The organism is Jejuia spongiicola, from assembly GCF_023502325.1.
Taxonomy (GTDB): Bacteria; Bacteroidota; Bacteroidia; order Flavobacteriales; family Flavobacteriaceae; genus Wocania_A; species Wocania_A spongiicola.
Window position 1 is genome coordinate 477,455 of record NZ_JAMFLZ010000001.1, and the last position, 20,870, is coordinate 498,324.

Sequence of the window (20,870 nt, forward strand, 5' to 3'; positions counted from 1 at the left end):
AGCTTTTAAAAGGCAAAAAGTTTAAAAAATTAAGCCTTAGATTTTTCTGCGCAACACGCTTTTTTACAATCTGCTGTACATGCTTTTTTCTCTGCATCGGTTTTGTTAGCGCAACAAACTTTGGTACAATCTGCAGCACATGCTTTTTTTGATGAAAACCCTTCAACGGTTTTCATGTCGCTAACTTTATAAATATCGGCAACTTTAGTTACGGTTTCTTCAAGAGAAATTGGTGTAACCTTAGCCTCATTATATTCAACCATAGCTAGTTTTCTGTCAAAATCTACCTTAGCAGATTTTACGCCTTCCATTTTGGCAATTTTTTTCTCAATGGTTTTTGCACATCCAATTTCGCAAGTCATACCATCAATAGTAAATTCTGCTTTGGCATATGTAGCATTAGTGTCTAAAGCTTTTTCAGTAATAGCTTCGTTTTCAATAGCAACAGTTTTAACTTCTGGTTTAGCTTCATTTTTACAACTTAAAGCAAAAAGTGTAATTAATGTAACTACTATAATATTTTTAAATGTCTTCATTATTTTAAAGTATTAAATTCTCTACAAAACTACTAAATAATGACGTTTATTGCACAAAAAAGTAGAATTTTGTGATTCTAAAAACAGGATAAATGAACAACATCAATTTAAAATGGATATACCTATTTGCACTTTCATTAATTTGGGGGAGTTCGTTTATTTTAATTAAAAAATCCTTATTAGGGCTAAGCCCATACCAGTTAGGTGCTTTAAGAGTTATTATTACAGGTTTGTTTTTATTTGTTATTGGTTACAAAACAGTAAAGACAATTAAGCCTAAAGATTGGAAGTGGCTTATAATTTCTGGGTTTTTAGGGTCTTTTATCCCAGCCTTTTTCTTTGCTATAGCAGAAACCGAAATAGATAGCGCAGTAGTTTCTATTTTAAACTCATTAGTACCTTTAAATACTATTTTGTTGGGATTTGCTGTGTTTAAAATAGCATCAACAAAACGACAAATATTAGGTGTAATTGTTGGCTTTATAGGTACTGCAATATTAATTTTAAAAGGCGCCCATTTAAACCCAAACCAAAATTACATGTATGCGGTTTTTGTTATTTTATCAACCGTTATGTATGCTTTTAATGTTAATATAATAAAGAAGTATTTACAGCATGTAAAACCATTAACTATAGCTACTGGTAATTTTGTAGCTATATTTATTCCAGGTGTTGTCGTATTATTATTTACAGATTTCTTTTCAAAAACAACATTTAATAACCCGGAGTTTAAAATGGCAATGGTGTACATTACCCTTTTGTCTCTTTTTGGTACAGCCATGGCAAAAATATTATTTAATAAGTTAGTGCATCTTTCTACGCCTGTTTTTGCATCATCTGTTACTTATGTTATGCCAGTTGTGGCATTAGCGTGGGGTGTTATTGATGGCGAGGGCTTTAGCTTTTTACAAGGGATAGCTAGTTTAATTATTTTGCTTGGGGTATATTTGTCTCATAAACGGAAAGGATAAGGTTGGTTAATAATCTTAAAATCAGGCATTTATTTTAAAATACTTCGTCAGAAATTATTTTAAACCAATTTTTTTCACGAAATTTAAGAACCTTACAGTAAGTTTCATGATTGAAACTTAACATAAATCTATTTTAAACTTCCTAAATTATATATAGTACATGATAGAATTTTAATATGAGGGCATAAAGTTTTACTGAAGCTCTCAGTTTTTTAATTAATGTTTAATAATTAAAAGATTTAAGCAGATGAAAACAATAACACTTCCTATTCGGTTTGGCCTCGTTACTAGTGCAGTACTTATTGCATACTTTTTAATTTTAGCTTTGTTTAATAAACATACTAATCCGGTTTTTAGTTTTTTTAATGCTGTTATTACAGTTTTTGGAATATATGAAGCCGTTAGGTTAAAAAAGCTTAGAGATGCTGAACTTTTTTCTTATGGAGAGGGGTTTAAAACGGGTATTGTAACAGGCTTTGTAGCTACCTTATTTTTTACTCTGTTTTTCTTGTTTTATGCAACTGAAATTAATCCTGGTTTTTTGCCAAATTTACTTGAAAAACTCAATGGACAATTTAATTTAGATATAGGTATGGTAACTTTTGTTGTTGCAGTAATGGGGCTAGCTACATCTGTAGTTTCTACGCTTACAGTTATGCAATTATTTAAAAATAGTAGAAATATTTTTCAAAACAAATAAAACGTTTGTAGTTTAATTAATTAGCTGTATATTTGCACTCATTTTTTGAACAAATTAATTAATAAAAATTCGCTATGTACGCAATTGTAGAGATAGCAGGGCATCAATTTAAAGTTGAAAAAGACCAAAAAGTTTTTGTTAACCGTTTACAAACTGAAGAAGGTAAGAAAGTTTCTTTCGATAACGTTCTTTTAATTGGAGATGGCGACAAAGTAACTGTAGGCGCCCCAGCTATAGACGGAGCTCAAGTAGGAGCAAAAGTCTTAAAGCACCTTAAAGGTGATAAAGTAATCGTTTTCAAAAAGAAAAGACGTAAAGGTTATCGTGTAAAAAATGGTCACCGTCAATCTTTAACTGAGATAGTAATAGAAAGTATTGCTGCATCTGGAGCTAAGAAAGCTGCTCCAAAAAAGGAAACTAAAAAAGCAGAACCAAAAGCTAAAGTTGAAAAAGCTGCACCAAAGGCTGAAGCAACTCAAGATTTAAGCAAATTTACTGTTGCTGAATTAAAAGAGATGGCTAAAGCAAAAGGGATTGAAGGAATTTCTTCAATGAAAAAAGCTGATTTGATTGCTGCATTAAGCTAATTATTAACAATATAAAAACTTAAGACAATGGCTCATAAAAAAGGAGTAGGTAGTTCTAAGAATGGTAGAGAATCAGAATCGAAACGTTTAGGTGTTAAGATATTTGGAGGTCAAGCTGCCATTGCAGGAAACATTATATTAAGACAACGTGGTAATACACATCACCCAGGTGAAAATGTTTACCAAGGGAAAGATCATACTTTACATGCAAAAGTTGATGGTCTTGTGAAATTTACAAAGAAAAAAGATAATAGATCTTACGTTTCTGTTGAAGCTTTTGAGGCTTAAGAAACTTTTCTATTTAAAATATAAAGACCCTTTCTGTGTACAGAAAGGGTTTTTTTATGCGTTCAAATTATATAACCTAAAGTTTTATTTAATGTTAATTAAATTTAAAATAGATGTATTTTTTAGTTAATAGATAACCAAAACTTAAAAAACAGTTAAAATACTTAGCAAGTCAATTTTGTTATTTCGTTGAGAATTTAATCAACAAAAATAACCATGAAAAAAAGTTACGTATTTTTATTATTTACACTATTATTTTCTCTCGCTAGTATTGGGCAAAATGGAAATATTCAGGGAACAATTATTGATGAAAAAGGCTTGCCTATTCCTTTTGGAAATGTTGTAATTGAAACCTTAAAAAAAGGAGTTATTTCTAATGAAGACGGAAAGTTTTTATTTGTAGATATCCCAGAAGGGAAACAAACAATTAAAGTTACATATATAGGATATGAAGATTCTGAAATTGAAGTAGATGTAGAGGCAGGTAAAACAGTTGCAATTATTATAGACATAAAAACGACAGTTTTAGAACTTGATGATGTTTTTATTACAGGATATAATAGTAGTCAAGCGAAAGCTTTAAATGCGCAAAAAAATAAGCAAAACATAACAAATGTTGTCTCTACAGACCAAATAGGTAAATTTCCAGATGCCAATATTGGAGATGCTGTTAAGCGTATTCCAGGTATTACCATGCAGGTTGATCAAGGAGAAGCGCGTAATATTATAGTTAGAGGCTTGGCACCTCAATTAAATTCGGTAACGCTAAACGGAAGTCGTATTCCTTCTGCCGAAGGAGATAATAGAAATGTGCAAATGGATTTGATTCCATCAGACATGATTCAGCTTATTGAAGTTAATAAAGCTGTAACTCCAGATATGGATGCTGATGCTTTAGGTGGGTCTGTTAACTTAGTAACAAGAACTTCTCCTAATGGTTTTAGAGTAGCTGCAACAATGGGCTCAGGCGTTAACTTAATTACGGATAAGAGAATATTAAATGGTTCGTTTTTAATAGGTAATAGAACAAAAGACAACAAATTGGGTTGGATGATTTCTACCTCAATAAATGATTCTGATTTTGGTTCAGATAATATTGAGTTTGAGTGGGATGATAGTGAGTCGCCTTATGTAAAAGAATCCGATATTAGAACTTATTTAGTACAACGTATAAGGCGCAGTTTTTCGGCTAATTTAGATTATGCTTTTAATGCAAATAATACTATTAGTTTAAAAACTATGTATAATTGGAGAGATGATAGAGAAAATCGTTTTAGGTTGCGTTATAAGGATATTGAGCTTATTGATGAAGATAATCCAACTCTGGGATATCAAGCTGAAATTAGGAGACAAACTAAAGGAGGTATTGATAATAACAGAAATAAAAACACACGTTTAGAAGACCAGCGTGTACAAAATTATGCTTTAAACGGAAATCATATTATTGGTAAGGCAGAATTAGATTGGATGGGATCTTTCTCAAAAGCATCAGAGGAACGTTTAAACGAAAGATATATTGAGTATAGAAATAAAGATGTTGAGATTATTTCAAATTTATCAAATCCAGAATTTCCTTTTTTTAGCCCTAGAAATATAGCTGATGCTAATCCTAGTGAATTTGATTTAAAAGAGATTACTGAGGAAAATCAATATACAGATGAGAAAGATTATAACTTTTATGCTAATCTTAAGTTCCCAACAAAAATATTTGGAAAAGGCGGATTTGTTAAGCTAGGAAGTAAGTTAAGATTTAAAAATAAAGAACGCTCTAATAACTTTTATGAATATGAAGATGAAACAGGAGTTTTTGATGTGTTTTCAGATCAAACATTAGTAGATCAAACAGATTCAGACTTTTTAGCAGGAAGCAGATATGCTGCAGGATTATTTGTTGATCCTATGTTTTTAGGAAAACTAAATTTAGAAGACACTAACCTTTTTACAAAAGTTGATGTACCAAGTGAATATGCAAGAGCTAACTTTAAAGTGAAAGAAAATGTTATAGCTTCTTATGTAATGATAGATGAGAAATTATCAGACAAGCTTAGTCTTTTAGCTGGATTAAGGTTAGAAAACACAAATATTGAAGCTACGGGGAATCAAATTGAAGGAGAAGAAAATATTTTAGGGACTATTACTAAAAAAAGTAATTATACAAATGTTTTACCAGGAGTTCATTTTAAATATAATGCATCTAATAACACGATTTTGCGCTTCGCGTGGACTAATACTTTGGCTAGACCAAATTATGCAGATTTAGTACCAAGTGTTGATGTGGTTACCGATGATGAGGAAGTGTTTTTAGGAAATCCAGGTTTAAATGCCACAACATCAATGGGTTTTGATTTGATGGCTGAACATTATTTTAAAAACATAGGTATTATATCTGGAGGCGTATTTCAAAAAAATATTAAAGATTTTGTTTATACATTTCAAACAGAGGTTACAAATGATGCCTTTGGTACAGGAACAACAGGATACGATTCGTTTCAACCACAAAATGGAGATGATGCTAGTATTTTTGGAGCAGAAATTTCTATTCAGCGTAAATTAGATTTCCTTCCAGGTATTGCTAAAAACCTAAGTGTTATGCTTAACTATACGTATTTAACTTCAAGTGCTGATGGTATAAGAAATGAAGATGGCGAAGAAAGAAAAGATTTAGACTTGCCTGGAACAGCCCCAAATATGTTTAATGGATCGTTAGCATATAGCGATAAAAAGTTAAGCTTACGTTTATCTGCTAATTATTCAGATTCATATATTGATGAAATAGGAGGCAATAATCTTGAAGACAGATATTATGATGAGCAATTTTTATTAGATTTTAATGCCTCTTATGCCATAAACGATGCATTCAGTGTGTATTTTGATTTAAACAATATTACAGACCAACCCTTACGTTATTTTCAAGGCATAAAAAACAGAACCATGCAAGAAGAGTATTATGGAAGGCGCATTAGCTTTGGTGTTAAATATGATTTATTTAAAAAGAGATAAAGATGAAAAAAAATAGTATAAGAATATATTCGATTTTTGCATTTACTTTTTTAATAATGTCATGTGGTATTAGGCGTCAAGTAGCAACAGAAAAAACAATTTATGATACAGACGACCCTGCAATTTGGATAAACCCTAATGATGCTTCAAAAAGTATTGTTTTTGGCACCGATAAAAATACTAACGGTGCAATTTATGCCTTTGATTTAGACGGTAAAATTATTGAAGATAAAACCATACGAGGACTTAAACGACCAAATAATGTAGATTTGGAATATGGTTTTAAACTTAATGATTCTGTTAAAACGGATGTGATTGCATTTACTGAAAGAGAAAACAAACAAATACGTTTGTTTTCGGTTCCAGATATGAAGCCTTTGGATCAAGGAGGTTTTAAGGTTTTTGAAGATGCAAAAATACCAGAAGGGAATTTGCCAATGGGTATTGCTCTATATAAATCTCCAGTAACAAAAAAACTTTATGCTATTGTGGGAAGAAAAACAGGACCTAAAAAGGGTTATTTATACCAATACCTGTTAACCTCTGAGAGGCTAGGTGTTAAGGCAAAATTAATAAGAAAGTTTGGAGCATTTAGTGGGCAAAAAGAGATAGAAGCCATAGCTGTAGATGATACAGAAGGTTATGTGTATTATTCAGATGAAGGCGCTTGTATTCGTAAATATTATGCCGAGCCAGAAAAAGGTGATAAAGAATTAGCCTGCTTTGGTGGCGAATTTTTTAAAGACGATATAGAAGGTATTGCTATCGCAAAATATGAAGATAGAGGGTTCTTGATTGTTTCTAATCAGCAAGCACATACATTTAATATATTCGATTTAAAAACGAATGCTTTTGTTAAAGAGCTTAATTTAGGCACTGTTGAAACTGACGGTTGTGATGTTACTACTGCTAATTTAGGAGATAAATTTCCTAATGGGTTATTTGTGTCTATGAATAATAAAAGAAACTTTTTTTATCACGATTTAAGCAAATTAAAATTGGTAGAATAGATAGGTTTTTATGTCTTTAAAATATCTCGAACAATTTTTAAATGATGATTAGTATGCATTTGCAAAAAATGTAAAGTTTGCTTTTTTGATAATTTCCCAAAAATAAAATGCTTAAAGTAAGCTGCTTTGGGTAGTTTTTTTAAAGTACTAATGTGGTTTTTTGCAGTTTGTAATTGGACATGTAAATCTTCTGATGTTATTATTTGGGGAGGTAAAACAAACTTTGGTGCTTTTGCTTTACCTCTTGGAATATATTTTAGAGGGAATAAAATGGTGCGCCAAAAATTAAATTCCCGCTTATAATCTTTTGGGTTAGATTTTATGGTCCATTCACTAACGGCATTAAAAACCTTTAAACTATGGTCCAGTTGCCAGCCAATATCAGATGTTGTAACCTTTGGATTTGTTTTATCCTTAAAAGGAATATTTAGCTCTATTTCAGCTAGTAACAAATTTAAAGCTTCAATTTTTTTGTAGTTCATTATTACAATTTAATTTAAAAAGGTATTAATTAAATTCTTAACTTTATCTATTGCATTTGCAATTATGTATTGTTTCACCTAAAAATTATTGTTTATGCTACCGTTTAGAACAGAAATTAGAAACTCTCCAACGCAACAAACTATTAAGGTTTTTTTAAGCGATGAATCTTTAGATAATAATGTTAAGCATTATTTGGAAAGCTTTAATGAGATTGAACTTATTGAAATACGAAAAAGTGTTGAGCGTAATCGCGTTTCTGAAAATATTACCATCTTTAGAAAAGATGGTGTAGATATCAATTCGCTGCAAACTAGAATTAATGAGGGTTTGAATAGATATTTCTCATCCAAATAAAAAAATCCCAAACATTTCTGCTTGGGATTTTAGTTTATAATGTAATGAGATGCTGAATAAGTTCAGCATGGAGTCAATTAATATCTGTAATGCTCTGGCTTATATGGTCCATCAACAGTTACGCCAATATAACTAGCTTGCTCTTCGCGAAGTTCTGTTAATTCAACTCCAATTTTTGCTAAATGTAATTTTGCTACTTTCTCGTCTAATGCTTTTGGTAACATATATACATCGTTTTTGTAAGCATCAGCATTATTCCAAAGTTCTATTTGTGCTAATGTTTGGTTTGTAAATGAGTTACTCATTACAAAACTTGGATGTCCAGTAGCACAACCTAGGTTTACTAAGCGACCTTCGGCAAGTATAATAATATCTTTTCCATTAACGGTATATTTATCTACTTGAGGTTTAATAGTGTTTTTGGTATGACCATGGTTGTCGTTTAACCATGCCATATCAATCTCGTTATCAAAATGCCCAATATTACAAACAATAGCTTTGTCTTTTAAAGCTTCAAAATGACGTGCTTGAACAATGTCTTTATTTCCAGTGGTTGTAATTACAATATCAGTATTACCAATTACTGTTTCTAATTTTTTAACTTCAAAACCATCCATAGCCGCTTGTAACGCACAAATTGGGTCTATTTCTGTAACAGTTACAATACTTCCAGCGCCTTTAAAAGAAGCAGCAGTACCTTTCCCAACATCGCCATAACCACAAACAGTTACACGTTTTCCGGCTAACATAATATCTGTAGCACGACGAATTGCATCTACAGCACTTTCTTTACATCCGTATTTATTATCGAATTTAGATTTTGTAACAGAATCGTTTACATTAATGGCAGGCATTGGTAATGTTCCGTTTTTTACACGTTCGTATAATCTGTGAACTCCAGTTGTTGTTTCTTCAGATAAACCATTAATTCCAGCTGCTAATTCTGGGTATTTATCTAAAACCATATTGGTTAAATCACCACCATCATCAAGTATCATGTTAAGTGGTTGTCTATCTTCACCAAAGAAAAGAGTTTGCTCGATACACCAATCAAATTCTTCTTCAGTCATATCTTTCCAAGCGTAAACTGCAGTTCCAGCATCAGCAATAGCTGCCGCTGCCTGATCTTGTGTAGAGAAAATGTTACAAGAACTCCAAGTCACCTCCGCACCTAAAGCTTGTAAAGTTTCAATAAGTACCGCAGTTTGAATGGTCATGTGCAAACATCCTGCAATACGAGCACCTTTAAGAGGTTGTGAATCTTTATATTCTTCACGTAAACTCATAAGCCCTGGCATTTCGGCTTCTGCTAATTCTATTTCTTTTCGTCCCCAAGCTGCAAGTGATATATCTTTTACTTTATTAGCTACGTAAGGAATTGTTTTTGTACTCATAGTATTTTTCTTAAATGTTTTAAAGTATAACAACTTTGCTTTAGCCCTTAAAAATAGTTAAATTCGCTAATCAAAATTGCATTGTGTCTTAGACCGTGCAAATATAATCAATAACTTTCAGAAAAGTAAATGCCTCTTTATAAAACCATTACTCCAAACTCACAAACAACTGTTAAAATCTGGAAAATTTCGGAATCTTATAATGAGTTGATGCAATCAATTACATTAAACCCTAAAAGTTTAGAACGTGTTTTGGGTATGAAAAGCGAAATGCATCAACGCGGTTTTTTAAGTGTTAGAAAATTATTAGCTGAATTAGGGTATTCAGATTCTGATTTGTTTTACGATGATAACGGAAAACCACATTTAAAGGATGGCAAGCAAATATCAATTACACACTCATTTAATTTTTCGGCTATTATAGTAAGCAATTTAATTGTTGGTATTGATGTTGAAAAGCAACGTGATAAAATTACTATCATTGCTCATAAATTTATAGAGTATGAGTTTGATTATTTAAATGAAAATGATACTGATTACATAAAGAAGCTAACAGCCATTTGGTGTGTAAAAGAATCGTTGTATAAGCTTTATGCAACACCAGGATTAAGTTTTAAAAAACATTGTTTGGTTATCCCTTTTAATATAGCCGATGACGAAACCTTAGCGTGGATTGATTATGAAGGCGAAAAGCATCGATACAATATTCAATTTTTAGAGTTTGAAGGTTTTACTTGCGCTTATGCCATTGCTTAAATGAATAGTATTTATAGCGACATACAAAGATCAATTTTAAATAACGAAAAATTATTGGCCGTTTTAATTGATCCAGATAAGTTTTCTGTTGAAAATGTTACAAGTTTCTTTAAAAAAGTGAATCAATCTATTGCAACTCATATTTTTATTGGTGGAAGTACAGTTGAGGATAAGGTTACAGAAGTATTAGTTTCAGAAATTAAAAAACATACAAAACGCCCTGTTATTATATTTCCTGGTGACGTATCTCAAATTACAGATAAAGCAGATGCATTATTATTTTTATCCTTAATTTCTGGTAGAAATCCAGAATATTTAATTGGAAAGCATATAGAATCAATTCCAATATTAAAAAACACTAATTTGGAAGTGCTTCCCACAGGGTATATTTTAATAGAAAGCGGAAAACAAACGGCAGTTGAACGTGTAACAAAAACACAGCCTATTGATAGAAGTAATATTCAAAAAATTACAGATACCGCAAAAGCTGGTGAGTTTTTAGGAATGAAATTAATGTACTTAGAAGCAGGAAGCGGTGCATTAAACCCTATAACTAATAAAATTATTGCAAAAGTAAAAGATGAAATACAAATTCCGTTAATAGTAGGCGGTGGAATAAAAAACATAGTACAATTAGAAAGCGCATATAATTCTGGAGCCGATATAGTCGTAATTGGCACTGCTTTTGAACAATGCGAATCCTTTTTTGACGATTTAAAAAAATAAACTATCATACTGAACATGTTCAGTAACTCATAAAAATAATTAATAAAATGGAAGTATCAGTAGATTTAACTTTGTCTCCTTTACAAGATGATTACGAGAAGCATATCATAGATTTTATAAAAGCACTGCGTGACTCTGAATTTACCATTTTAGAAAATCCGTTAAGCACTCAAATTTTTGGGAGCTATGATAAGTTGATGCCTTTTTTGAATGAAGAAATTAGACGTTCTTTTGAAAACACAGATATTTCTGTTTTAACAATGAAGGTGGTAAAAACAAATAGAAGCGACTATGAGCCAAATTTTTGATTTTTTTCTAGAAGCATATCGGCAAACACCAACAATTCAAATACTATTAGAAGCTGTTGCTTTTGTGTTTGGTATAGCAAGTGTTTGGTATGCTAAAAAAGAAAACATTTTGGTATACCCAACCGGAATAATTTGCACTGTAATAACTGTTTATCTTCTCTACATCAATGAATACTTTGGAGATATGATGATGAATTTTTACTATTCTGTTATGAGTGTTTATGGCTGGTGGAACTGGTCTAGAAAAAAGGGAGATAAATATGTAGTTCCAATTTCTAGAACAAATACTAAAGAGAAGGTAATTGGCTTTTGCTTATTTCTATTAACAATGATAGTTACTTATTCAGTCTATAAAGCAAACGAATACGATATTCAAATCGCTAACTATATAGATGTATTTACATCTGGAGTTTTCTTTACAGCTATGTGGTTTATGGCCAATAAGAAATTAGAAAACTGGACATTATGGATTTTTGCAGATTTAATTACTATACCTTTATATGCTTATAGAGGATTAGGAATGTTATCATTACAATATTTAATTTTCACCATTTTAGCAATTCAAGGATACATTGCATGGAAAAAGAGCTTAAACAACAACCTACAAACTGCTTAAAAGTCGTTTTATTTGGTCCAGAATCTACTGGAAAAACGACACTATCAAGACAGTTAGCCAGACACTATAATTCGGTATGGGTACCAGAATATGCACGTGAATATTTGCAAAACAAATGGAATAATGAGCGAGAAACCTGCGAGCCAAAAGACTTATTACCTATTGCTAAAGGGCAGATGAAATTAGAAAATGAATTAGCAAAAAAAACTGAAACTGTTTTGATTTGCGACACAGATCTGTTAGAAACCAAAGTGTATTCCGAGGCTTATTACTTAGGAGCTTGTAACCCTACTCTTAAAAAATACGCCTTACAGAATACTTACGATTTATATTTTCTAACTTATATTGATGTTCCTTGGGAAGCAGACGACTTAAGAGATAAACCTAAGCATAGGTTAGAAATGTTTAATGCTTTTCAAGAAGCATTAGTTAAAAATAATAGACCTTTTATTTTATTAAAAGGCGATAAAAAAACTAGATTAAAAACAGCGGTTAAGCATATTGATAAACTATTAAAGAAGAAAGAATAATGTTATCAAAAAAAGATGTTCAATATATAGAAAGTAAGGGTATAACAATTACTCAAGTTAAAAAACAAATTGAGCGTATAAAAAATGGTATGTCTTATTCCAATCTAATTGCTGCGGCAAATATTGGAAGCGGAATAGAGCGTTATAATGAGCAGGAGATTCAAGATTTAGTGAATTTGTATGAAACAAAGCAAAACAGTTTAAACATTGTAAAATTCGTTCCAGCTTCTGGAGCTGCCACAAGGATGTTTAAATTTTTATTTGAGTTTTTAAATCATTTTAATCCTAAGAAAGAAACCATTGAAACGTATGCTAAAAGGTATAACGATAATCTCATAAAAACGTTTTTTTTGAGATTAGAGGAGTTTCCGTTTTATAATGAAGTTTTATCAAAAGCGAAAACTATTAACCCTAATTTTGAAAAGTTAAGTAAAGAAGAAAACTATTTCGAATTTGTAAAAACAATGTTGTATGAGAATGGCTTAAACTATAGCTTCTTTCCTAAGGGATTACTCTCATTTCATAAATACGAAACAGAAATAGTAACAGCCTTTCATGAACATTTATTAGAATCCACTTTGTATGCCTCAACAAATAATAAATCAGACTTGCATTTTACAGTTTCTGAAAAACATCATCCTTATTTTAATTCAGAATTAAACAAAATTAAAGACAGGCTAGAGCAAAAAACAAACACTGCTTTTAATGTGTCGTTTTCTTATCAAAAAGGAGAAACTGAAACAATAGCTTTAACCACCAACAACAATATTTGTAGAAACGATGATGATTCTATTTTGTTTAGACCTGCAGGACATGGAGCTTTATTAGAGAATTTAAATGATTTAAATAGTGATCTTGTTTTTATTAAAAACATCGATAATATTGTGGTCTTTAATAAGAATAAAAAAATATCAAAGTATAAAAAACTTATAGCCGGGGCACTAATTCAAGCCCAAGAACAAGCCTTTTCTTTTTTGCATAAACTTGACGAGGAAACTGCTACAGAAAAAGATATGCTAAGTATGGCGATGTTTTTATCTAAAAAAATGAATGTTTCAATTTTAGATGAATTTGATGATTTAACTTCAGAAAAAAAGAAGCAATATTTAATAGATAAACTAAATCGTCCTATTCGTGTTTGTGGTATGGTTAAAAATGAAGGCGAGCCTGGTGGCGGACCATTTTGGGTTAAAGATGAAAATGATGAAATATCGTTACAAATAGTAGAATTTGCTCAAATAGATATTAAGAATATAGAACAAGCAGAAATTGTTAAAAATGCTACACATTTTAACCCAACCGATTTAGTTTGTGGAACAAAAAACTATAAAGGAGAGAAATTTAACCTTTTAAATTTTGTAGACCCTGAAGCCGCTTTTATAACTAAAAAAACACAAAATGGAGCTGACATACAAGCGCTAGAACTCCCTGGCTTATGGAATGGTAGTATGGCGCATTGGAATACTATTTTTGTTGAAATTCCTGTAGAAACTTTTAACCCCGTAAAAACGGTTAACGATTTATTAAAACCAGAACATCAAGCATAATAATGTTTAATAAGGAAGCACTATTACAAGAGTTAATTTTTAAAGCTATTAGGAGTTCTGGAGCTGGCGGACAGCATGTAAACAAAGTAGCATCTAAAGTAGAATTACAATTTGATTTATCAAAATCATTAGTGTTTAATGAAGAGCAAAAAGAACGTTTGCAAACCAAACTAAAGCATAGATTAACTAAAGAAAATGTTCTTGTTTTGCAGTGTGATGAAAGCCGAAGCCAACATAAAAACAAAGACTTAATAATTAAACGCTTTTTAGAATTGATAAACTATAGTTTAATTATTCCTAAAAAAAGAATCCCTACTAAAGTTCCAAAATCTGTTATTAGAAAACGTTTAAAAAACAAACGTAATCTTTCAGAAAAGAAAGCCAACCGAAAAAAACCAAATATCGATTAATAGCCAATTGTGAGTTCGAGTAAATTTTTTTAAAAAATTGTGTCAAGAAGTTTTTATAAACTCATAATTCGTTACTACATTTGCAGCGTTCTCAAAAAAGGGGTGCCAATAAGTGGCTGAGATCATACCCATTGAACCTAGAACAGGTAATGCTGTTTAGGAAATGAGCGTTAAGAAAATGTTCGGTTGACATTTTTAGCGAGTGCTAAAGAATTATCAAATTTGGAAGTTCTCACGATTTGCTCAAGGAAAAGAAGTGTTATGCTTCAAAAATTAATTAATAACAATAAAGAATAATTACCTCTTTTTATTCGATTTTAAATGTAATCGTAATGAAAAATTTATTTCTTTTTTTAACACTATTAGTGTTAAGCGTCAGTGCAAATGCACAACAAAATCAAACCCAACAAGATTCTACTAAAGTTGAAAAACTAGACGAAGTTTTAGTAAAAGCAGTTCGTGTAAATGCAACATCACCTATTACACACTCTAACGTTAGTAAAAAGGACTTAGAAAAACGTAATTTAGGTCAAGATTTGCCTATTTTACTCAATTATTTACCCTCAGTTGTAACAACGAGTGATGCTGGTGCTGGTGTTGGCTATACGGGTATTAGGGTGCGTGGTGTAAGTGCACAATCGACAAACATAACAATTAATGGGATTCCGTATAATGATACAGAATCATTAGGAACTTTTTGGGTCGATTTGCCAGATTTCTCATCGTCTGTAGAGAATTTACAATTGCAACGAGGTGTTGGTACATCAACAAATGGTTCAGGTGCTTTTGGAGCCAGTATTAATATTTTAACTGATGCGGTTTCTAATAAAGCAAATGGAGAAATTTCTAATGCTTTTGGAAGTTACAATACAAGAAAACATAATATTAAATTTAGTACAGGGTTATTAAATAATCATTTTGAATTATCAGGACGTTTGTCTCAAATAAACTCTGATGGCTATATTGATAGAGCAACATCAGATTTAAAGTCTTATTTCTTACAAGGCGCTTATGTAAATAATGGAACATTAATTAAAGCTTTGGCGTTTGGAGGGCATGAAATAACTTATCAAGCATGGAACGGAATAGATGCTGCAACTTTAAAAAGTAACAGAAAGTTTAACCCGTCAGGAATGTATACTGATGAAAGCGGAGCAACAAGATTCCATGAAGATGAAGTTGATAATTATAAACAAGACCATTACCAATTGCATTGGAATGAACGATATAATAACAATTGGTCTACTAACCTTGGCTTAAATTATACGTATGGTCGTGGGTATTTTGAGCAATACAAGGAAGGCGAAGATTTTGCAGATTATGATTTAGAAGAAATAATCATAGGTGGAGAAACCATCAGTGAAACCGATTTAATACGTCGTCGTTGGTTAGATAACGATTTTTATGTTTTAAATGCAAGTGCAAATTACAGAAATGGAGCTCTAGATATGTCTTTCGGAACTTCTTTTAGCAGTTATATCGGTGATCATTTTGGCGAAATTATTTGGGCACGTTATGCAAGTAATTCAGAAATTGGAGATACTTACTATAACGGTCAAGGGAAGAAAAAAGATTTTAGCATATTTACAAAAGCAACTTATAAGCTTAATGATAAGGTGAGCTTGTATGGAGATTTACAAATGCGATTTATAGATTATACAACTACAGGATTAACTTCTGATAGAGTGAATTTGTTGGTTGATGAAAATTATAATTTCTTTAATCCTAAAGCTGGAGTAACTTATGAGTTGAATGAAAGAAATAATGTGTATTTTTCTTATGCTAGGGCAAACAGGGAGCCAAGTAGAGGAGATTTTGAAAGTAATCCAAACATTAAGCCAGAGCAATTAAACGATTTTGAATTAGGCTGGAGGCACAATAATGATGAATTTAGAATAAGTGCTAATGCTTACTATATGTTATATAACGAGCAGTTAGTTTTAACAGGAGTTATTGATAATACTGGAACTCCAATTAGAACAAATAGTGGAAAAAGTTATCGTTTAGGTTTAGAAGTTGATGCTAGTGTACAAATAACAAAACATTTTGCAGTACAACCCAATTTTACAGTGAGTACTAATAAAAATAAGAAAACTATTATTTCTAGAGATGGAGCATTAATAAATCTTGGTAAAACTAGTATTTCGTATTCTCCAGATTTTGTTGCAGCAAATGCATTGATTTTTCAGCCAAAAACTAATTTCCAAATATCCTTTTTAAGTAAATATGTTGGAGAACAGTTTATGAGTAATACAGATTCTGAAACTTCTAAATTAGAGAGTTATTTTGTTAATGATTTTAATGTGACTTATGAGATCAAAACAAATTCAATATTTAAATCAATACTTTTATCTGGGTTAATAAATAATGTTTTTGGAGAAAAATATGTCTCAAATGGCTACGTATATATTGATAGTTGGAGCACACCAGGCGCGTCATTTGAAGTTCCTGGATATTACCCACAAGCAACCACTAATTTTTTAATTGGAGCCACTTTAAAGTTTTAAAAAAAAATTTTATATCTAAGCCTCAGTATTTATATTGAGGCTTTTTTAGTTGAAAACTAGAAGAGAACTACCATTATCTTCAACACGATAATTTTTTAATCCACATTGCAAAGCTGAGTTTTCTAAAGGCTGTCCAGTTACAAAACTATACTTGTTTTCATCTGTGCAACCACAAGTACCTTCTAATCCTGAACCTATAACTATTGAACAAGAACTGGTTGCATGGTTAGGGTCTGCTGCATCCCAGGCAAAAAAACCAGATCCAGCATTAGTAACTATAACGCCACCATTACCAACATTAGCAATATAAACAGAGTTTCCAATAGAATTAAGCTGATTGTATTGCGGCAAATTTAAATTAATACTTACATTAACACCTACATCAAGTAAAAATTTACAGTTTTTATTGTCTACAGAATTTTTACTACAAGAAGTTAAAATAATAAAGGTTATAAGATATAAATACGGCTTCATCGTGCTAAAAGATTAAATCGCAATTTACTAACAAAAAGCAGATTGAGATAAATATTTTGTATATTTGTTGTACAATCTCGTGTAAACGGGATTTTTTTATTCCGAGCACTTGTAATAATAAATATCAAGCTGTGTTTCGGAATCTTTTTATTAAGTAAACGATGAAGTTATGAGTAAAGTATCATACTATACACCAGAAGGGTTAAAAAAATTAAGAGCAGAGTTAAAGCAGTTAAAAGATGTAGAACGAGTTAAAGCTTCAAAAGCAATTGCTGAAGCTAGAGATAAAGGTGATTTAAGTGAAAATGCCGAATATGATGCAGCAAAAGAAGCACAAGGGATGTTAGAAATGCGAATTTCTAAATTAGAAGAAGCATTAGCTGGCGCGCGTGTAATTGACGAATCACAGTTAGATAATTCTAAAATATTGGTGTTATCAAAAGTTAAAATAAAAAATCAAACTAATGGTATGGAAATGAACTATACTTTGGTTGCTGATGGTGAAGCAGATTTAGCTTCGGGTAAAATATCAGTTAATTCACCCATTGGAAAAGGGTTGTTAGGGAAATCAGTTGGAGATGTAGCAGAAATACAAGTCCCTAATGGTGTAATGAAATTTGATATTATTGAGATTTCTAGATAAATAAGTGTAAAAATATTTTTTAAAAAGATTCCTGCCTAACTTAAACAGGAATCTTTTATATTTACAAATACTCTCAAAATCCTCAAGATATATGGCTTCAATTTTCACTAAAATAGTAAATGGCGAAATTCCTTGTTATAAAGTTGCAGAGACTGATAATTTCTTAGCATTTCTTGATGTAAACCCTAATAGTAAAGGACATACACTTTGTATTCCTAAAAAAGAAGTAGACAAAATTTTTGATTTGGATGAAGCTACCTATAATGGTTTGATGCAATTTTCGAGAGAAGTGGCAATCGCTATTGAAAAAGCTATTCCGTGTAAACGTGTAGGAATGACGGTTATAGGTTTAGAAGTACCACATACACATGTACACTTAATTCCGTTACACTCTATGGAAAGCGCGCGTTTTATTCAAAAAGTAAAGCTAACACCAGAAGAATTTCAAGATGTAGCAGAAGCTATTAAATCACATTTATAATTTAGGGTAAAGTATAAAAAATAGAATAGCAATAATAACTGCCACAACAAATACAATAACGACCCAAGTTGCTTTCTTTAAATAGGTAGATGCTTTTTTTGGAACAAAAGCTTTTTGTTGATATTCAAAAACACGTTCAATATCATCAGTCCATTGCACAGGATAGATAGTTGTATTACAAGTTTTACAAGCAATACTGTTTTTAATGTTATTAGTTATCGACTTGTAAAATTTAGTTTCAATAAACTGCTGTTTAAAAGTTAAACGTAAGCCGCCTTTACTATAACATTCTGGGCAATTATTGTTTAGTACTACTTCTTTTACAGTGATGAATCTTTCAGACATAACTTTAGAGGTTGTTAAACTGCTCTTGATAGAGCAATTTGTATAGTTGTACCCTTGTTTATTTCTGATCGCAAAACTTTAATTTTACCATCATGAAAATCTTCTATAATGCGCTTGGTAAGCGATAACCCTAGCCCCCAACCACGTTTTTTAGTCGTGTAACCAGGTTCGAATATTTTTTTAAATTGATTTTTTTGAATGCCCTTTCCTGTATCTGTCACACTTACTTTTACATTGTTTTCCAGCTGAGAAATTTCAAGTGTAAGTTTACCTCGACCTTTCATAGCATCAATAGCATTCTTAACTAAGTTTTCAATAACCCAGCTATACAGTTGCTTATTAAGTTTTACAGGAATATCGCCACTGGGAGTTATAATTTCAAAATCTACAAGTTTTGATGACCTCGATTTTAAATAATCATAAGAGTTAATCGTTTCTTTTATAATATCGGCAACTTCTAAAACTGGGATAGATCCTATTTTACTAAAGCGTTCGGTTATGGTTTGTAAACGATCTACATCTTTTTCAATTTCTACAATGTATTCGGGGTTAACATTTTCGCTTTTTAAAATTTCTGTCCATCCAATTAAAGATGATAATGGTGTGCCAATTTGATGAGCTGTTTCTTTTGCCATACCAGACCATAGCTTGTTTTGAGTCGCATTTTTATTACTACTGTAAAAGAAAAATATAACAGCACCAAATAAAACGATAATTAGTATTAGAGCTAATGGGTAATACTTTAGTTTGTTTATTAAGGGTGAATTTCCGTAATAGATTGTGTTATAAAGTTTGCCATCTAAAATAACTTCAATAGGGTTGTTTTCTTTTTCAAATTTTGAAATTAATTTCTGTATATATAATGAATCGGTTGCTTTGGTTTCATCTATATTATTATAACTTGAGAGGTTCCCATTTATATCAACAAGAATCATTGGTGTTGTTTTGTTACTTGTTATTACTTTCAGCGGTAAATTTCCTATATCAACATTAAGATTGTCGGTTTTTAATAAATCAGTTTGAGCAAACGACCAGTTTTCCATTTTAGCCCGCTCTTCTTCTTTAAAGTGCTGAAAAAACTCATAAGTTTTCCATAATATAAGAGACACCATTATAAATGATGCAGTAATCATAACCCAACGAAACGTATTTCTGTACTCGGTAAAAATCATTAACTACTAATTTAACATGTAATATAATGTAAATCTGTTAATATTATTGCGCAAGTTGTTAGTAAATCGGTTTTTAGTTAATTAAGAGATTGGTTACATTTGTTGAACCTAAAAAAGTTTAATGACGTCGTTTGAACCTAAAGATATTTCAACTGGGAAATTGCATAGCTATTTGTTAAGCGCTGTGGCTCCAAGGCCTATTGCTTTTGCAAGCACCTTGGATGCTGATGGTAATCCAAATTTATCGCCATTTAGTTTTTTTAATGTGTTTAGTGCAAACCCACCAATTATGATCTTTTCGCCTGCGCGTCGTGTTAGAGATAACACAACTAAGCATACTTTACAAAATGCTGAGGCTGTAAAAGAAGTTGTTATAAATGTGGTGAATTATGATATGGTTCATCAAATGTCGCTAAGCAGTACAGAGTATGCAGAAAGTGTTAACGAGTTTGATAAAGCAGGTTTAACGATGCTAAAATCTGATATTGTAAAACCGTTTCGTGTTGCTGAATCGCCTGTACAATTTGAATGTAAGGTGAATGAGATTGTAAAACTAGGAACAGAAGGAGGAGCAGGAAACTTAATTATATGTGAAGTTGTTAAACTTCACATAGATGATGATGTTTTAAATGAAGAAGGTGTTATAAATCAGAAGAAGTTAGACTTGGTAGCCAGAGCAGGAGGTAGTTATTATACACGAGCTAAAAAAGGGTTTTTTGAAATACCAAAACCACTATCAACTTTAGGGATTGGAGTAGATAGTTTTCCTGATTTTGTAAAAAACAGTATGGTTTTAACAGGAAATGATTTAGGGATGTTAGGCAACATTGAAAAATTGCCTACAAAAGAAAGTGTTAATGTTTTTGTTAAAGATTTAGGTGAACGCTATCCAAATATAAAAACAGCAACACATAGAGAAAAACATAAATTAGCGCGTAATTATTTAAGTTTTGGAGATGTTGAGAGTGCTTGGAAGATATTACTGTCTTAACTTTAAAGACAATCTAAATAGAGAAGAATATTAATAAAGAA

At 31.3% G+C, this 20,870-nt stretch carries 24 protein-coding genes; 18 read left to right on the top strand and 6 right to left on the bottom strand.

Features of this window, described 5'->3' with window-relative positions; genetic code table 11:
- Positions 1-29: 29 nt before the first annotated feature.
- Positions 30-536 (bottom strand): heavy-metal-associated domain-containing protein, encoded by a 507-nt coding sequence (locus M3P09_RS02195; RefSeq protein WP_249971852.1) that lies wholly within the window; start codon positions 534-536, stop codon positions 30-32.
- Positions 537-628: 92 nt separating this feature from the next.
- Here M3P09_RS02195 and M3P09_RS02200 point away from each other — a divergent pair, with 92 nt between their 5' ends.
- The 6 genes from M3P09_RS02200 to M3P09_RS02225 all read left to right on the top strand — a co-directional run bounded on the left by M3P09_RS02200 (position 629) and on the right by M3P09_RS02225 (position 7,092).
- A complete protein-coding gene (locus tag M3P09_RS02200; RefSeq protein WP_249971853.1) occupies positions 629-1,507 on the top strand; it encodes a DMT family transporter in 879 nt (292 codons plus the stop codon).
- A 247-nt stretch (positions 1,508-1,754) separates the two neighbouring features.
- Positions 1,755-2,207 carry a DUF4199 domain-containing protein gene (locus tag M3P09_RS02205; RefSeq protein ID WP_249971854.1) on the top strand — a complete coding sequence of 151 codons (453 nt, stop codon included), beginning with the start codon at positions 1,755-1,757 and terminating at the stop codon, positions 2,205-2,207.
- Between the two features lie 74 nt (positions 2,208-2,281).
- Positions 2,282-2,794 (top strand): 50S ribosomal protein L21, encoded by a 513-nt coding sequence (gene rplU, locus M3P09_RS02210; protein ID WP_099564840.1) that lies wholly within the window; start codon positions 2,282-2,284, stop codon positions 2,792-2,794.
- 27 nt (positions 2,795-2,821) lie between these two features.
- Entirely contained in the window at positions 2,822-3,082 is a 261-nt protein-coding gene (rpmA, locus tag M3P09_RS02215) for a 50S ribosomal protein L27 (protein WP_099564839.1), read from the top strand.
- Between the two features lie 216 nt (positions 3,083-3,298).
- Entirely contained in the window at positions 3,299-6,082 is a 2,784-nt protein-coding gene (locus M3P09_RS02220) for a TonB-dependent receptor (RefSeq protein ID WP_249971855.1), read from the top strand.
- A gap of 2 nt (positions 6,083-6,084) precedes the next feature.
- A complete protein-coding gene (locus M3P09_RS02225) occupies positions 6,085-7,092 on the top strand; it encodes a phytase (protein ID WP_099564837.1) in 1,008 nt (335 codons plus the stop codon).
- Positions 7,093-7,100: 8 nt separating this feature from the next.
- Here M3P09_RS02225 and M3P09_RS02230 read toward each other — a convergent pair whose 3' ends face one another.
- On the bottom strand, positions 7,101-7,574 hold the full coding sequence (locus M3P09_RS02230; protein WP_249971856.1) for a DUF1569 domain-containing protein: 474 nt from the start codon (positions 7,572-7,574) through the stop codon (positions 7,101-7,103).
- Positions 7,575-7,668: 94 nt separating this feature from the next.
- On the opposite strand from M3P09_RS02230, the gene M3P09_RS02235 reads away from it, so the two are divergent.
- Positions 7,669-7,929 carry a hypothetical protein gene (locus tag M3P09_RS02235; protein ID WP_099564835.1) on the top strand — a complete coding sequence of 87 codons (261 nt, stop codon included), beginning with the start codon at positions 7,669-7,671 and terminating at the stop codon, positions 7,927-7,929.
- 77 nt (positions 7,930-8,006) lie between these two features.
- Here the strand turns inward: M3P09_RS02235 and ahcY are convergent, their stop codons facing one another.
- Positions 8,007-9,323: an adenosylhomocysteinase gene (gene ahcY / locus M3P09_RS02240; RefSeq protein WP_099564834.1), complete on the bottom strand. Its 1,317-nt coding sequence runs from the start codon at positions 9,321-9,323 to the stop codon at positions 8,007-8,009.
- 129 nt (positions 9,324-9,452) lie between these two features.
- Here ahcY and M3P09_RS02245 point away from each other — a divergent pair, with 129 nt between their 5' ends.
- From M3P09_RS02245 to M3P09_RS02280, 8 genes are all read left to right on the top strand, one after another.
- Positions 9,453-10,079, top strand: a complete 627-nt coding sequence (locus M3P09_RS02245; protein ID WP_249971857.1) for a 4'-phosphopantetheinyl transferase family protein — start codon at positions 9,453-9,455, stop codon at positions 10,077-10,079.
- Positions 10,080-10,805, top strand: a complete 726-nt coding sequence (locus M3P09_RS02250; RefSeq protein ID WP_099564832.1) for a phosphoglycerol geranylgeranyltransferase — start codon at positions 10,080-10,082, stop codon at positions 10,803-10,805.
- Between the two features lie 47 nt (positions 10,806-10,852).
- A complete protein-coding gene (locus tag M3P09_RS02255; protein WP_099564831.1) occupies positions 10,853-11,113 on the top strand; it encodes a hypothetical protein in 261 nt (86 codons plus the stop codon).
- On the top strand, positions 11,097-11,729 hold the full coding sequence (gene pnuC / locus M3P09_RS02260; RefSeq protein ID WP_199099692.1) for a nicotinamide riboside transporter PnuC: 633 nt from the start codon (positions 11,097-11,099) through the stop codon (positions 11,727-11,729). The genes M3P09_RS02255 and pnuC overlap by 17 nt, the downstream gene beginning before the upstream one ends.
- Positions 11,690-12,259, top strand: a complete 570-nt coding sequence (locus tag M3P09_RS02265) for an AAA family ATPase (RefSeq protein WP_249971858.1) — start codon at positions 11,690-11,692, stop codon at positions 12,257-12,259. Before pnuC ends, M3P09_RS02265 begins: the two co-directional genes overlap by 40 nt.
- The gene (locus tag M3P09_RS02270; protein WP_249971859.1) at positions 12,259-13,806 is read left to right on the top strand and encodes a DUF4301 family protein; all 1,548 of its coding nucleotides are present in this window, start codon (positions 12,259-12,261) and stop codon (positions 13,804-13,806) included. Before M3P09_RS02265 ends, M3P09_RS02270 begins: the two co-directional genes overlap by 1 nt.
- 2 nt (positions 13,807-13,808) lie before the next feature.
- Positions 13,809-14,216 carry an alternative ribosome rescue aminoacyl-tRNA hydrolase ArfB gene (arfB, locus tag M3P09_RS02275; RefSeq protein WP_249971860.1) on the top strand — a complete coding sequence of 136 codons (408 nt, stop codon included), beginning with the start codon at positions 13,809-13,811 and terminating at the stop codon, positions 14,214-14,216.
- Between the two features lie 332 nt (positions 14,217-14,548).
- Positions 14,549-16,723, top strand: a complete 2,175-nt coding sequence (locus M3P09_RS02280; RefSeq protein WP_249971861.1) for a TonB-dependent receptor — start codon at positions 14,549-14,551, stop codon at positions 16,721-16,723.
- 45 nt (positions 16,724-16,768) lie between these two features.
- Here the strand turns inward: M3P09_RS02280 and M3P09_RS02285 are convergent, their stop codons facing one another.
- Positions 16,769-17,197: a Rieske (2Fe-2S) protein gene (locus M3P09_RS02285; RefSeq protein ID WP_249971862.1), complete on the bottom strand. Its 429-nt coding sequence runs from the start codon at positions 17,195-17,197 to the stop codon at positions 16,769-16,771.
- 169 nt (positions 17,198-17,366) lie between these two features.
- On the opposite strand from M3P09_RS02285, the gene greA reads away from it, so the two are divergent.
- Entirely contained in the window at positions 17,367-17,840 is a 474-nt protein-coding gene (gene greA, locus M3P09_RS02290) for a transcription elongation factor GreA (protein ID WP_099564825.1), read from the top strand.
- 91 nt (positions 17,841-17,931) lie between these two features.
- A complete protein-coding gene (locus M3P09_RS02295; RefSeq protein WP_249971863.1) occupies positions 17,932-18,321 on the top strand; it encodes an HIT family protein in 390 nt (129 codons plus the stop codon).
- Here M3P09_RS02295 and M3P09_RS02300 read toward each other — a convergent pair.
- Together M3P09_RS02300 and M3P09_RS02305 are read right to left on the bottom strand one after the other, a co-directional pair.
- On the bottom strand, positions 18,316-18,666 hold the full coding sequence (locus M3P09_RS02300) for a hypothetical protein (RefSeq protein ID WP_249971864.1): 351 nt from the start codon (positions 18,664-18,666) through the stop codon (positions 18,316-18,318). The two genes, M3P09_RS02295 and M3P09_RS02300, sit on opposite strands and share 6 nt — an antisense overlap.
- Before the next feature lie 14 nt (positions 18,667-18,680).
- A complete protein-coding gene (locus tag M3P09_RS02305; RefSeq protein ID WP_099564822.1) occupies positions 18,681-19,838 on the bottom strand; it encodes a sensor histidine kinase in 1,158 nt (385 codons plus the stop codon).
- Positions 19,839-19,959: 121 nt separating this feature from the next.
- On the opposite strand from M3P09_RS02305, the gene M3P09_RS02310 reads away from it, so the two are divergent.
- Positions 19,960-20,829, top strand: a complete 870-nt coding sequence (locus M3P09_RS02310; protein WP_249971865.1) for a flavin reductase family protein — start codon at positions 19,960-19,962, stop codon at positions 20,827-20,829.
- Positions 20,830-20,870: the final 41 nt, after the last annotated feature.

Bases quoted from the DNA above. Each gene is read 5' to 3' on its own strand.
- M3P09_RS02195 (WP_249971852.1), bottom strand. From the start codon at position 536: ATGAAGACATTTAAAAATATTATAGTAGTTACATTAATTACACTTTTT.
- M3P09_RS02200 (WP_249971853.1), top strand. From the start codon at position 629: ATGAACAACATCAATTTAAAATGGATATACCTATTTGCACTTTCATTA.
- M3P09_RS02205 (WP_249971854.1), top strand. From the start codon at position 1,755: ATGAAAACAATAACACTTCCTATTCGGTTTGGCCTCGTTACTAGTGCA.
- rplU (WP_099564840.1), top strand. From the start codon at position 2,282: ATGTACGCAATTGTAGAGATAGCAGGGCATCAATTTAAAGTTGAAAAA.
- rpmA (WP_099564839.1), top strand. From the start codon at position 2,822: ATGGCTCATAAAAAAGGAGTAGGTAGTTCTAAGAATGGTAGAGAATCA.
- M3P09_RS02220 (WP_249971855.1), top strand. From the start codon at position 3,299: ATGAAAAAAAGTTACGTATTTTTATTATTTACACTATTATTTTCTCTC.
- M3P09_RS02225 (WP_099564837.1), top strand. From the start codon at position 6,085: ATGAAAAAAAATAGTATAAGAATATATTCGATTTTTGCATTTACTTTT.
- M3P09_RS02230 (WP_249971856.1), bottom strand. From the start codon at position 7,574: ATGAACTACAAAAAAATTGAAGCTTTAAATTTGTTACTAGCTGAAATA.
- M3P09_RS02235 (WP_099564835.1), top strand. From the start codon at position 7,669: ATGCTACCGTTTAGAACAGAAATTAGAAACTCTCCAACGCAACAAACT.
- ahcY (WP_099564834.1), bottom strand. From the start codon at position 9,323: ATGAGTACAAAAACAATTCCTTACGTAGCTAATAAAGTAAAAGATATA.
- M3P09_RS02245 (WP_249971857.1), top strand. From the start codon at position 9,453: ATGCCTCTTTATAAAACCATTACTCCAAACTCACAAACAACTGTTAAA.
- M3P09_RS02250 (WP_099564832.1), top strand. From the start codon at position 10,080: ATGAATAGTATTTATAGCGACATACAAAGATCAATTTTAAATAACGAA.
- M3P09_RS02255 (WP_099564831.1), top strand. From the start codon at position 10,853: ATGGAAGTATCAGTAGATTTAACTTTGTCTCCTTTACAAGATGATTAC.
- pnuC (WP_199099692.1), top strand. From the start codon at position 11,097: ATGAGCCAAATTTTTGATTTTTTTCTAGAAGCATATCGGCAAACACCA.
- M3P09_RS02265 (WP_249971858.1), top strand. From the start codon at position 11,690: ATGGAAAAAGAGCTTAAACAACAACCTACAAACTGCTTAAAAGTCGTT.
- M3P09_RS02270 (WP_249971859.1), top strand. From the start codon at position 12,259: ATGTTATCAAAAAAAGATGTTCAATATATAGAAAGTAAGGGTATAACA.
- arfB (WP_249971860.1), top strand. From the start codon at position 13,809: ATGTTTAATAAGGAAGCACTATTACAAGAGTTAATTTTTAAAGCTATT.
- M3P09_RS02280 (WP_249971861.1), top strand. From the start codon at position 14,549: ATGAAAAATTTATTTCTTTTTTTAACACTATTAGTGTTAAGCGTCAGT.
- M3P09_RS02285 (WP_249971862.1), bottom strand. From the start codon at position 17,197: ATGAAGCCGTATTTATATCTTATAACCTTTATTATTTTAACTTCTTGT.
- greA (WP_099564825.1), top strand. From the start codon at position 17,367: ATGAGTAAAGTATCATACTATACACCAGAAGGGTTAAAAAAATTAAGA.
- M3P09_RS02295 (WP_249971863.1), top strand. From the start codon at position 17,932: ATGGCTTCAATTTTCACTAAAATAGTAAATGGCGAAATTCCTTGTTAT.
- M3P09_RS02300 (WP_249971864.1), bottom strand. From the start codon at position 18,666: ATGTCTGAAAGATTCATCACTGTAAAAGAAGTAGTACTAAACAATAAT.
- M3P09_RS02305 (WP_099564822.1), bottom strand. From the start codon at position 19,838: ATGATTTTTACCGAGTACAGAAATACGTTTCGTTGGGTTATGATTACT.
- M3P09_RS02310 (WP_249971865.1), top strand. From the start codon at position 19,960: ATGACGTCGTTTGAACCTAAAGATATTTCAACTGGGAAATTGCATAGC.